The organism is Streptantibioticus cattleyicolor NRRL 8057 = DSM 46488, assembly GCF_000240165.1.
Classification (GTDB): domain Bacteria; phylum Actinomycetota; class Actinomycetes; order Streptomycetales; family Streptomycetaceae; genus Streptantibioticus; species Streptantibioticus cattleyicolor.
Genome location: NC_017586.1, coordinates 3,791,760 through 3,804,663 on the forward strand (window position 1 = coordinate 3,791,760; position 12,904 = coordinate 3,804,663).

5 protein-coding genes are annotated in these 12,904 nt (G+C 75.7%); 2 read left to right on the forward strand and 3 right to left on the reverse strand.

The window, feature by feature from the left end:
- Nucleotides 1-86: 86 nt before the first annotated feature.
- From metK to SCATT_RS16880, 3 genes are all read right to left on the reverse strand, one after another.
- A complete protein-coding gene (gene metK, locus SCATT_RS16870) occupies nt 87-1,250 on the reverse strand; it encodes a methionine adenosyltransferase (protein WP_014144293.1) in 1,164 nt (387 codons plus the stop codon).
- 26 nt (nt 1,251-1,276) lie between these two features.
- Nucleotides 1,277-2,035, reverse strand: coding sequence for a thioesterase II family protein (locus tag SCATT_RS16875; protein WP_014144294.1), 759 nt, complete (start codon nt 2,033-2,035; stop codon nt 1,277-1,279).
- Nucleotides 2,036-2,354: 319 nt separating this feature from the next.
- On the reverse strand, nt 2,355-5,108 hold the full coding sequence (locus tag SCATT_RS16880) for an AAA family ATPase (RefSeq protein ID WP_265736688.1): 2,754 nt from the start codon (nt 5,106-5,108) through the stop codon (nt 2,355-2,357).
- Nucleotides 5,109-5,551: 443 nt separating this feature from the next.
- Between SCATT_RS16880 and SCATT_RS16885 the strand changes: the two genes are divergently transcribed.
- Both SCATT_RS16885 and SCATT_RS16890 read left to right on the forward strand, forming a co-directional pair.
- Nucleotides 5,552-6,331: a 4'-phosphopantetheinyl transferase family protein gene (locus SCATT_RS16885; RefSeq protein ID WP_014144296.1), complete on the forward strand. Its 780-nt coding sequence runs from the start codon at nt 5,552-5,554 to the stop codon at nt 6,329-6,331.
- Between the two features lie 337 nt (nt 6,332-6,668).
- Nucleotides 6,669-12,881, forward strand: coding sequence for a beta-ketoacyl synthase N-terminal-like domain-containing protein (locus tag SCATT_RS16890; protein WP_014144297.1), 6,213 nt, complete (start codon nt 6,669-6,671; stop codon nt 12,879-12,881).
- The last annotated feature ends 23 nt before the right edge of the window (nt 12,882-12,904 follow it).

Here is a 12,904-nt window from a genome sequence, read left to right on the forward strand (position 1 = left end):
CGCCCTCGGGCGGACCCGGTCGGTACGGAACGGGCCCGTGCGTCATTCGACGCGCGGGCCCGTTCCGCGTTCTCCGGCGGGTGCGTTCAGTGGACGGCGGCGCGCAGCGCGGCGGCGCGGTCGGTGCGTTCCCAGGTGAACTCGGGGAGTTCGCGGCCGAAGTGGCCGTAGGCGGCGGTGCCGGCGTAGACCGGGCGCAGCAGGTCGAGGTCGCGGACGATGGCGGCCGGGCGCAGGTCGAAGACCTCGGTGACGGCGCGGCCGATGCGGGCCACCGGGACGGTCTCGGTGCCGAAGGTCTCCACGGCCAGCCCGACCGGGGCGGCTTCGCCGATGGCGTAGGCGATCTGGATCTCGCAGCGGGAGGCGAGGCCGGCGGCGACCACGTTCTTGGCGACCCAGCGCATGGCGTAGGCGGCGGAGCGGTCCACCTTGGAGGGGTCCTTGCCGGAGAAGGCGCCGCCGCCGTGGCGGGCCATGCCGCCGTAGGTGTCGATGACGATCTTGCGGCCGGTGACCCCGGCGTCGCCCAGCGGGCCGCCGGTCTCGAAGCGCCCGGTGGGGTTGACCAGCAGCCGGTAGCCGTCGATGTCGAGCTGGACCCCGGACTCGATGAGCGCCTTCAGCTCGGCCTCCACCACGAACTGGCTGATCTCCGGGGCGAGCAGGGTGTCGAGGTCGATGTGGGCGGCGTGCTGCGCGGAGACCACCACGGTGTCCAGCCGGGCCGCGCGGTCGCCCTGGTAGGCGATGGTGACCTGGGTCTTGCCGTCGGGGCGCAGGTACGGCAGCGTGCCGTCCTTGCGTACCGCGGTGAGGCGTTGGGCCAGCCGGTGCGCCAGGGTGATCGGCAGCGGCATCAGCTCGGGGGTCTCGGCGCACGCGTAGCCGAACATCAGCCCCTGGTCGCCGGCGCCCTGAGCGGCGACGGCGTCGTCGCTCGCGGTACGGGACCGGGTGGCCAGCGAGAGGCAGACTCCGCAGGAGGCGCCGTCGAACCCCTTGGCGGAGGTGTCGTAGCCGATGTCCAGGATGGCCGCGCGGACCACCGAGGGCAGGGCGGGGCGGGCGGTGGTGGCGACCTCGCCGGCCAGCCGGACCTGGCCGGTGGTGATCAGGGTCTCCACGGCGACCCGGGCGGCGGGGTCCTCGGTGAGCAGGGCGTCGAGCACGGTGTCGCTGATCCGGTCGGCCACCTTGTCGGGGTGGCCCTCGGTCACGGACTCCGAGGTGAACAGCCGCTCGGTCATGATGTGTCGTCTCCGGGTCGGATGGGTCAGGCGGGGAGCAGCCGGCCGGCGACGACCTCGGCCATGGCGGGCCGGTGCTCCTCGATGAAGAAGTGGCCGCCCGGGTAGACGTGCATGTCGAACTCGCCCTTGGTGTGCGCCGCCCAGCCGCGGGCCTCGGCGAGCGAGGTCTCCGGGTCGCGGTCGCCGGCCAGCACCGTGATCGGGCAGTCGACGGTGGCGTCGGGGCCGGCCAGGTAGCCGCCGGCCACCTGGTAGTCGGCCCGGATCACCGGGAGGAAGATGCGCAGCAGATCGGGGTTGTCGAGGATGGCGGCGTCGGTGCCGCTGAGCTTGCGCAGTTCGGCGACGACGTCCTCGTCGCCGGGGACGCGCTCCCACACCGCGGGCAGCCGTACCGTCGGGGCGCGGCGGGCCGAGCAGAACAGGGCGGCCGGGCGCAGGCCCTGCTCCCGTTCGAGCCGCCGGGCCACCTCGAAGGCGACCGCGGCCCCCATGCTGTGGCCGAAGAGCGCGAACCTCCCCGTCAGGTTGGTGTGCAGGACGGCGGCGACGGCGTCGGCCAGCTCCTCGACGCTGCGGGCGGGCGGCTCCCAACGGCGGTCCTGGCGCCCCGGGTACTGCACCGCGAGCACCTCGACGCCGGGCGAGAGCAGCTTGGAGAACGGGAAGTACGCGGAGGCCGAGCCGCCCGCGTGCGGAAAGCACACCAGGGTCGCGGCGGCCTCGGGGGCCGGGTGGAACCGGCGGATCCACACGTCGTAGTCGTCGTGGTGGTCGGTCAAGGCGGGGTCCACTCCCTGCGGTGTCGGGGCCGGGGCAAGGCCGCGCGGCGCCCGCCCCGCCGCCGGGCCGGGCCGCCGCCGCGCCCAGGCTAGGGTCCTGCTGACGGATCTCCGTGGGAGAAGGAGCGGCGTCCGGTGCGTGCTCTCGGTGTGCCGGCCGGAAGCCCTCGTACTGGGCGTACCTGGGCTTTCGGCCGGTGCGGCGAGAGGGCGTGCCGGGCGTCGCGACGCCGCGGAGATCCGTCAGAAGGACCCTAGGCAGGCGCGACGGCGGTGCGAACCCGTACCGTCCCCTATTGGCGCCCGGCCACCCGGACGGTCACGCCTGCCGGGCCACGTCGAGGCCGAGGCTGGTGGGGAGTTGTTCGCGGTGTTTGATGCGGAACTTGCGGTAGACGCGGGTCAGGTGCTGTTCGACGGTGCTCACCGTGATGAAGAGCTTGGCGGCCACCTCGCGGTTGGTGAACCCCTGGGCGGCCAGCGAGGCGACGCGGCGTTCGGCGTCGGTGAGGGGGTCGGCGTCCTGGTCGGTGGGGAGGGTCGGGGCCGGGCGGGCGGAGGCGGGCAGCAGGGAGCGCTGGATCTGCTCGGCGCCGCATTCCTGGGCGAGCCGCCAGGCCCGCCGGATGAGTTGCCGGGCCTCGGTGCCGTTGCCGAGCTGCTGCTGGGTGTGGCCGAGGTCGGCCAGGACGCGGGTCATGGTGTAACGGTCGCCGGCGGTCCGGGCGGCGGTCAGCGCCTCGGACAGCTGCCGTGGCCGCCGGTCGGACGGGCGGGCGGCGGCCAGCAGCCGCAGCGCCGCGGCCCGGGTGCGCCAGGCCGCGGCGCCGGTACGGGCCAGCTCCTCGGTGAGCAGCGCCACCGCCCGCTCCGGCTTGCCGAACCGCAGCCACACCTCGGCGGCCCCGGAGCGCCACGGCACCAGCCCGGGGCAGTCCACCCGCCAGGCCGTCATGTCCTCGCCGCAGGACAGGAAGCAGGCCAGCGCCGACTGGTACTGCTCCACGGCGAGGTGGTGCAGTCCGCGGGCGTAGCGGTGGTGGAGCCCGAACCGGGTGCGGCCGGTGCCCTCCGGCAGCGGCTGCTCGATCACCTCGGCCGCGGCGTCGTGGCGGCCCATCGCGGTGTACGTCTCGATCAGCGTGGCCAGCGGCAGCGCCACGCCCACGCCCCAGCCGTGGGTGGGCATCAGGGTGAGCGCGTCGCGGGCCTGGCGCAGCGCGCCCGGCAGGTCCCCGCGGCGCAGCCCGATCAGCGCCTGGGTGGAGGTGAACAGCGCGTCCCAGGCCGGGGTGTGGTGCTTGCCGGACTGGGTGAGCAGCCGGTCGAGCCCGGTCTCGGCGGCGTCCAGCCGGTCGAGGTAGACCAGCGCGTGCAGCGCCGACATCGGCAGTTCGAGGGACTGCTCGCTGAGCCGGACCCGCTGGAGGACGTGCTCGGCGCCGGTGACGACGGCGTCGGCGTCGCCGCCGCGCAGCGCCGTGTACAGGGCGCGGCCGGCGTGCAGATGGAGGGTGTCGGTGGGGGCGACGGGGGGCACCGGCACCGGCGGGTTGGGGCCGAGCGGGCCGGACATCCGGGCCAGGGCGCCGGGGTAGGTGGTGGCCAGCCGCAGCCAGGTGGTGAGCAGTTCGCCCGGGTACTCGGGGTCGGCGTCCTCGGCGGGCAGCCGGCCGGTGCCGGAGACCGCCTCCTCCTCCAGCCCCCACCACAGGAAGGTGCGGATCAGCCGGAGCATCATCACCGAGGGCAGGGTGCCCTCGCGGGCCGCGGTGGCCAGTGATTCCAGCTGGAGCGCGGTGGCCTTGGGGTCGAGCCGCCAGGTGATGTTGGCGGCGGCGGACAGGTCGGCCAGGCGCTGCTGGTCGTCGTCGGAGCCGCAGCGGCTGGCCAGTTCCAGGCAGCCGGCCGCGAGGACGGCCTTGCCGTCGCCGAGGTACTGGTCGGCGGCGGCGCGCAGCAGCGGGGCCTCCCACGGTTCGCGCAACGGGCCGCATTCCAGGAGGTGTTCGGCGACCGCCGTGGCCGGTGCGCCGCTGGTGCGCAGCAACCGGGCGGCGTGGCTGCGCAGTTCGTTGGCGGTGGCCCGGGGCAGGTCGTGCAGGACGGCGGTGCGCAGCGCGGGGTGGCGGAAGCGGCCGTCGTCCAGCAGGCCGGAGTCGGTGAGCAGCCGCAGCACCTCCTCGGTGGTGCGCGGGCCGACCCCGACCAGGTCGCTCAGGAGCGGCACCGGGGTGGCCCGGTCGAGCAGGGCGACGCCGTGCGCCACCCGCACGCTGTCCGGGCCGCTGCGGCGTACGCAGGCGAGCGCGGCGTGCTGGAAGGCGTCGGCGGGGTGCGGGCGGGGGAAGCCGGGGGCGTCGTCGTGCGCCAGGGTGTCGTTGAGCAGCGCGCGCAGCAGCAGCGGGTTGCCGCCGCTGACCGCGTTGAACTCGCCGGCGAACCGGTCGGCGGCCTTGGCGCCCAGGGCCTGGGCGACCATCCCGGCGACGCCCGCGGGGCTGAGCACGCCCAGCATGACGCGCAGGATGCGCGGCTGGTACTGGAGCTCGCCGAAGAAGGTGCGTCCGCCCGGGTCGTGCAGGTTGTCGGTGACCGCCAGGGCGATGGCCGAGGAACGGAAGCGCCGGATGAGGTAGAGCAGGCACTGCAGCGAGGCCGGGTCGGCGTGGTGGACGTCGTCGATGCCGATGAACAGCGGCTGCCGGGCGGCCAGTTCGGTGGCGGTCCGGTGAACGTGGCGCAGAACGCTGGGCGGTACCACCGGGTGTTCGTCCGGGGTTTCCGGGGCGGAATCGGCGGAGAAGTTCCCGGCGGCCGGCGGGGCGAGCGGGCCGAGGTCGGGAAAAATCTGTTCCAGGAGTGCGTAGGGGAAAGACCGCTCCATGGGTCCGGCGAGGGCGTTCAGCACCCGGAAGCCGTTGTTCGCGGCCGATTCGCCCAACGCGTGCAGGAGTTCCGTCTTTCCGGTGGCCGTACTGCCGCGAATGACCGCAACGCTTCCTTCGTGCTTCGCGCATTCCGTGAGCATGGTGTTCAATCGGGATATCGCGGCGTCACGGTCGAATAGCACCTGAAGCTCCCCGTTCCCCTGTGCCGAGGCGGTGGTGGCGGCAGGACGTCCCCGGAACCGATCGTGCCCGGTCCACCGTCGTCATCTGCGAGGACGGCCGTCGCGGCCCGCCCCCACCCCTCTGAGTGACTGATTCCCACCCTAGTGGAGAGTCGTTCCCGCGGCGAAGTGACGCGAATCATGGTGTATATGACGCCGATGCGCGGAACGGAGTGCCGTCGGGAGCCGTCCGGCGAGGTCGTGCGGGGTGGCGGCCAACCCCGGCGGCCCCCTATCCGCGGTGGGCGAACATAGGGGTACCCGGGGTGGCGGGTGCGGTGTGCAATGACCCGATGGGTGCCGATTTGCAAAACCCCGGCGGCCGTGCCGGGAAGATCGCGGAGGCGGTACCGGACGGTGTCGCGGAGGGGCGGTCCCCGGGGAATCCGCCGGGATTTCCGGGGGTGCCGTGGGCGGTGCGCCGGGTGGACCGGTCGGTGGCCGCGGAGGTCGCCGGACGGTGGCCGGGCGCCGGCGAGGTGCGGGTGTGGGCGGTTCGCCTGAACTCATGGCAGGACGATCCCGATGCGCTCTACACGGTGCTTTCGGACGAGGAGCGGAAACGAGCCGATTCTTTCGTCTTCGCCCGGCACCGGCGGCAGTTCGTGATCAGCCACGCTTTTGTGCGCCGGGTGTTGTCCTGGTACGTCCCGGCTCGTCCGGACGAGTTCCGGTTCGGTGCCGGGCGGTACGGGAAGCCGGTGGTGGCCGGGCCTCCGGCGGGAATTGGTTTGGAATTCAACCTCTCGCATTGCGCGGAGCTGGCGCTGCTGGCCCTGGCCGCCGGGCCGGTCGGGGTGGACGTGGAGGGGTTCCGGGCGGACCTGGCCGGGCCCGCGGTGGCCGGCCACTTCCACCCCGAGGAGCGGCGCGAGCTCGACGCCCTGCCGCCGGACGCCCGGGCCGCCGCCGTCCAGCGCTGCTGGACCCGCAAGGAGGCCGTGGTCAAGGCGGCCGGCACCGGGCTCGCCACCCCGCTGGACTCGTTCCGGGTGCCGCTGGGGGCCGCCGCTGCCGCCCCGGTCGCCGCGGCCGGCCGCACCTGGTACCTGACCCATCTGGAGCCGCCGGCCGAGGCGGTGGGCGCCGTCGCGGTGGCGTTCCGCCCGGCCGGGGTGCGCGCCACGCTGCTGACCGGGCCGCTCTTCCCGCAAGTGCCGCGTCGGCCAGGGCTTGCCCGGTGAGGAGCGGCGTCCGGCGCGGTGCGTCGCGAGGCGCCGGATCGGCCTCGTCCCCTGCCCCGCGGGGGAACCCCCGGGGCCTGCTCGGTCGGTCCGGCGACGCCGCGAGGCGCCGTGCCGGGCGCCGCGACGGGGTGAACCCCGGCCGACGCGGCACCGGCCCCCGGGGTACGGGTGGCGGCCGGCCCCTACCGGGGTGGGCGACGCCCTCGGCGCGGGGGCAACAAGGGGCGGTAGGGGTCCCGTCCGGCGCCGGCCCTCTGGTCGAATACGGCGCGGGGTAACGGCTGGAAACACCGCCTCCGCACGGTGGCCAGGGTGATGCCTGAAGGGGACGTTCATGGGATTCCGGGAAGTGCGCCTGGCGTTGCCGCAGATGGCGGTCGGCGGGCTCTCCGAGAATTGGCTCTTCAAGGAAATCGGCGATTTCCACTGGGAATTGCTGGCCGAGCACTTCGGGCGCCCGGTGACGGAGCTGACGGATCCGTCCGGCGACCGGGCGCTGCCGGTGTTCGTCCGTATCCGGGTGTCCGCCGGGCAGCCGCTGAGCGCGTTCCGCGAGGGCGACCGGCTCCGGCTGGCCGGTGAGCTGGCCCGGGTGGACGACGGCGCCTACGTCAGCGACGTGGAGTGCCGGAGCGGCGGCGCGGTGCTCACCGCCCGGCTGATGACGGTCTTCGCCAAGCCGGCCGCCGCCGGGGCGCTGGTGCCGGTCCGCCCGGCGGCCCCCGAGGGGACGGCGGTGCCGGCGGCCGACGCCGGACAGGCCGAATTCCACCGGGAGTTCATGGCGGCCCGGCGGGCGGACCCGGCCCGTCCGCTGCCGGACGGCGACGGCGGACCCGGCGGCGGCGAGCCGCTGTTCACCCACACCTACCGGCTCAACCCCTACTACGACCTCAACGGCGCCGGGCTGCTGTACTTCGCCTCCTACCCGCACATCCACGACCACTGCGAACGCCTCCACCTGCGGCGCGCGCTGGCCGCCGCGGGCGTGGCCGAGGGCACCGCGGAGTGGGCCAGGGCCGCCGCCACCGCCGAGCGGGACGTGGTCTACCTCGGCAACTGCGGCCCCGACGACGCGGTGGTCTTCCGGCTGGACGCCGCGCGGGCCGAGGGCACCCGGCTGCGGCTCACGGCGACGCTGCTGCGCGAGTCCGACGGCGCCCCGCTGGCCCGGGTCCGCACCGTCAAGGAGGTCACCGACCCGGCGGTCGCGGCGGCGCTGGCCGGCGCGGCACTGGACCGGGACACCGGCACCGCGGCCCCGGCGCCCGCGCCCCGTCCGGCACCGGAGGCACCACGGGCGGAGGACGACGCGGACCCGGCGGCCGACGCGGCGCTCGCGGAGGCGCTGGCCCCCGTCATGGCCGACGCGCTCGGCGTGCCGCGCGACCGGCTCGACCACGGCACCGACCTGCGCACCCTCGGGCTGGACAGCTTCTCCCTGACCGCCTTCGCCCAGCAGGCCGCCGAACGGCTGGAGCGTGAGGTGGACCCGTCCCGGCTCTTCCAGGCGTTCACGCTCGCCGACATCGCGCGGGTGGTGGCCGGCCGCCCGGCCCCGGGGACGCCACCCGCCGCGCCCCGCCCGGCAGTTGAGGACGCCGGGGACGACGCCGAAGCGATCGCCGTGATCGGCATGGCCGGCCGCTTCCCGGGCGCCGACTCGGTGGCCGAGCTGTGGCGGGTCCTCGCCGAGGGGCGGGAGACGGTCGGGGAGGTGCCGGCCGACCGCTGGGACACCGAGGCGCAGCGCCGGCTGCCGGACGCCCCCGTGCAGCGCGGCGGCTTCCTGCGCGACATCCGCCGCTTCGACCACGCCTTCTTCCGGATCTCCCGGCGGGAGGCCGAGCTGATCGACCCCCAGCAGCGGCTCTTCCTGGAGGTGGCCTGGGAGGCGTTCGAGGACGCCGGGCACGACGTGACCGCGTTGCGCGGCAGCCGCACCGGGGTGTTCGTCGGCGTCTGCCACAGCGACTACGCCGCCGTACTGCGCGACCGGCTCACCGGCACCGAGCCGCACCGGGCGGTCGCCACCTCGCCGTCGGTGGTCGCCAACCGGGTCAGCTACGCGTTCGGCTTCCACGGCGCCAGCGTGGCGGTGGACACCATGTGCTCCTCCTCGCTGGTGGCGGTGGAGCAGGCGGTGAACGCGCTGCGGTCGGGCGGCTGCGAGCAGGCGCTGGTCGGCGGCGTCAACGTGATCTGCGACCCCGGCCAGCACCAGGCGTACGCCAGGACCGGGGCGCTCAGCCCGGACGGCCGGTGCAAGACGTTCGACGAGAGCGCCGACGGCTACGCGCGCGCCGAAGGGGTCTGCGCGCTGGTGCTCAAGCCGCTGAGCAAGGCCCGCGCCGACGGCGACCGGGTCCACGCGGTGATCAAGGGCGTGGCCGTCAACCACGGCGGCCAGGCCCAGTCGCTGACCGCGCCCAACGCCGACGCCCAGGCCGAACTGCTCAAGCGGGCCTACCGCTCGGCCGGGATCGATCCGGCGACCGTGGGCTACCTGGAGGCGCACGGCACCGGCACCCGGCTCGGCGACCCGATCGAGGTCGCCGGGATCACCGCCGCCTTCACCGAGCTGTACCGGGAGCGCGACACGCCGCTGCCGGACGGGGCCGGCTGCGCGCTGGGGTCGGTCAAGACCAACATCGGCCACCTGGAGGCGGCGGCCGGCCTGGCCGGGATGATCAAGGTGCTGCTGGCGATGGGCCACGGGGTGCTCCCGGCCACCCGCAACGTCGACCGGCTCAACCCGATGATCCGGCTGGACGGCACCCCGCTGCGCGTCCAGCGCGAGACGGCCCCGTGGCCGCGGCTGACCGACGCGTCGGGACGTCCGCTGCCGCGCCGGGCCGGCGTCAGCTCGTTCGGCATGGGCGGCACCAACGCCCATGTGGTGCTGGAGGAGTTCACCGAGGAGCCGGCGGCGTGGGCCGGGGCGGCGGACGGGCCGTGCGTGGTGCCGCTGTCCGCGCGGGACGCCGGTGCGCTGCGGGACGCGGTGCGCGCGCTGCTGGAGTTCCTGGCGGACGAGCCGGCCCCGTCGCTGCCGGAGATCGCGTACACCTTGCAGACCGGGCGGGCGGCGATGGCCGAACGCCTCGCGGTGGTCGCCGGTTCGGTGGCCGGGCTGCGGGAGCGGCTGCGGGCGTTCCTGGACGGATCGGCCGGGGAACCGGCGGACGACGGCGGCCTCGGCGAGGTGGCCCGGCGGTGGGCGGCCGGCGGCGAGGTGGAGTGGGCCGCGCTGTGGCCAGGGCGGCGCCCGCGTCCGGTGTCGCTGCCCACGTACCCGTTCCGCCGCGACCGGCACTGGGTGGGGGAGCGGGGCACCGGCGGCGGGGCGCGGGAGGCGTTCGTGGTGCCGAGGTGGCGTCCGTCGGCCGTGCCGCAGACCGCCGCGCCGGAGCCCGGGGCCTACCTGGTCCTGGTCAACGAGGCGTCCGAGGCGGCGGCGGACCGGCTCTTCGCCGGGGTGCCCGGGTGCCGGGCGCTGGTGGTGCGCGCCGACCGGATCCCCGGCGGACCGGAGGCGCTGGAGACCGTCCTGGCCGCGCACGGCGGGCTCGCCGCCGGGGAACGCCTGGCCGCGGTGGTCGACCTGGCCGACTGGTGGCCGGCCGGCGCCCCGGCCGCCGACACCTTCCGGCTCCGCTTCCCGCTGCTGCGCCAGGTGCTCGCCGGCCACCGGCTGCCCTCGCTGACCGTGCTGCGGATCACCCGGGGGACGGTGCCCGGCGAGGCCGCGGGGCTGTACCGGGCGCTCCCCGCCGAACTGCGCACGGTGCGCGCCCGGACGGTCGAGGTCGACTTCGGCCCGGACCGGGCGGACCGGCTCGCCGCGGTGGCCGCCGCCGAACTCGCCGCCGACGACCGCCGGCCCCGGGTACGCCACCGCGCCGGGACGCGCGAGTACGCGGCGCTGGACCTCCTGACCGCCGAGGAGACCGCCGCACCCGGCACCGCCACCGGCGGGCTGGACGCCATCGCCGCGGGCACCGTGGTGATCACCGGCGGCACCGGGGAGATCGGCCTGGCGCTCGCCACCGAACTCCACCGCCGCGGCGCCCGCCATCTGCTGCTGCTCGGCCGCACCCGGCTGCCCGCCCGCGCCAGGTGGGCGGCGCTCGCCGCCGACCCGGCCACCGAGCCCCGGCTGCGGCGGCGCCTGGCGGCCCTGGCCCGACTCGACGCGGCCGGAGCCTCGTTGGAGGTACGCGCCCACGCGCTGAGCGACGCGCCCTCGCTGCGCCGGCTGCTGACCGGCGCGGCGGAGCGGGGCGGAGCGCTCACCGCGGTCTTCCACTGCGCCGGGGCGATGGCCGACAGCCGCTCGCTGCTGGCCAAGCCGGCCGACGAGGTGCGGCGGGTGCTCGACGCCAAGGTGCGCGGGGTCCGCACGCTGTGGGCGGCGCTGGCGGACCAGCCGCCGCTGGACCTGGTGCTCTTCTCCTCGGTCTCCGCCGCGGTGCCCCGGCTGGGCGCCTCCTACGCGGACTACGCGGCGGCCAACGCCTACCTGGACGACTTCGCCGCCGTCCACGACACGGACGGCGGCCACCGGGTGCGTTCCCTCCAGTGGCCGGTGTGGCGCGACACCGGGCTGGGCCGGGACCGCGGCGAGGCGGTGGCCGGGCTCGGCATCCCGGAGCTGCCGGTGGACGGCGCGCTGCGGCTGCTCGACGACGCGCTGCGGATCGGCGGCCACCCGGTGATGCTGCCGTGCCGGATCGAGCCGGACGCGGTCGACCTGGCCGAACTCTCCCGTTCCCCGCTGCCGCCCGCCGCCGCGCCGGTGCCGCCACGGCCCCGTACCGAAGCGCCCCCCGCCGCCGTACCCGACGTCGGCCGGATCACCCGGGTCTTCGCCCGCACCCTGCGCACCACCGCCGACCAGCTGGCCGCCGACGTCTCCTTCGCCGACCTCGGCGTGGACTCGCTGCTCATGGCGGAACTGGTGCGGGAGCTGGAGGCCGACCTCGGCCGCCCGGTGGACCCCACGCTGCTCCAGGAGCACCCGACCATCGGCGAGCTGGCGGCCGAGCTGGCGCCCGAGGGGGCCGCGTCCGCCCCGGTGGCGGCGCCGGCGGCGGTCCCGGCCGCCGCGCCGGCGGTCCCCGGCGGCCCGGTGCCCGTCGCCGTCATCGGCATGGGGTGCCGCTTCCCCGGCGCCGCCTCGCCGGACGCGTTCTGGCGCGCCCTGGTACGCGGCGAGGACCACGTCACCGAGGTGCCGCCGGACCGCTGGGACGCCGCCGCGCTCTACTCGCCCGTACCGCAGCCGGGGCGCAGCATCAGCAAGTGGGGCGGGTTCATCGAGGACGCGGCCGACTTCGACCCGGCGTACTTCGGCTTCGACGGGGAGACCGCGCGCCACCTGGACCCGCTGGTGCGCAAGGCGCTGGAGGTGACCGCCGAGGCGCTGCTCGACGCCGGCTACCGGACCGAGGAGGTCAAGGGCCGCCGGGTCGGGGTCTACCTGGGCACCCGGACCGCCAACTACCGCGAGTACCTGCGCCCGCTGCCCCGGGAGGCCATCGTCGGGCTGGGCCAGAACTTCGTGGCCGCCCACGTCTCCCACCACTTCGACCTGACCGGCCCCAACCTCGTGGTGGACAGCGCCTGTTCGTCCTCCCTGGTCGGCGTCCACCTGGCGTGCCAGAGCCTGGCGCTGGGCGAGTCGGAGATGGCGCTGGCCGGCGGGGTGGACCTGCTGCTGGACGAGGAGCCGTACCTGCTGCTGAGCCAGGGCAAGGCGCTGTCGCCCACCGGACGCTGCCGTACCTTCGACGAGGCCGCCGACGGCTTCGTGCCCGGCGAGGGCGCCGGGGTGCTGGTGCTCAAGCGGCTCGCCGACGCCGAACGCGACGGCGACCGGATTCTCGCCGTCATCGAATCGTCCGCGGTCAACAACGACGGCCGCACGATGGGGTACACCACGCCCAGCGCCCGCGCCCAGCGGGAGCTGATCCAGCGGGCGCTGGACGCCGCCCGGATCGACCCGCGCGGCATCGGCTACGTCGAGACGCACGGCACCGGCACGATGATCGGCGACCCGATCGAACTCCAGGCGCTCACCGCGGCGTACGCCCGGCACACCGCCGAGCGCGGGTTCTGCGGGGTGGGCAGCGTGAAGTCCAACATCGGCCACCTGCTGAGCGCGGCCGGGGTCGCCGGGCTGATGAAGGTGGTGCTCACCCTGCGCCACCAGCAGATCCCGCCGACGCTGCACTGCGCGCGGCCCAACCCGCGGTTCGCCTTCCCCGAGTCGCCGTTCCGCCCCGTCACCGAGCTGACGGACCTCACCGCCGGGCCGGCGCTGGAGCGGGCCGCGGTCAGCTCGTTCGGCTTCGGCGGGACCAACGCCCATCTGATCGTGGCGCGCGGCACCGCCGGGACGGGGTCCGCCGCGTCCGTCCGGCAGCCGCTGCCGCCGCCGGTGTACCACCGGAAGCGCATCTGGGCGCTTCCCCGGCCCTCCCTGACCGACCGGCCCGCGGGCCGCTCGGCGCGGCTCGATCTGACATTCCTGCCAACCGGTTGAACGTGGAACCAGGAAGAGACCCC

Excerpts from the sequence above, each read along its gene's own strand:
- metK (WP_014144293.1), bottom strand. The coding sequence starts at position 1,250 with ATGACCGAGCGGCTGTTCACCTCGGAGTCCGTGACCGAGGGCCACCCC.
- SCATT_RS16890 (WP_014144297.1), top strand. The coding sequence starts at position 6,669 with ATGGGATTCCGGGAAGTGCGCCTGGCGTTGCCGCAGATGGCGGTCGGC.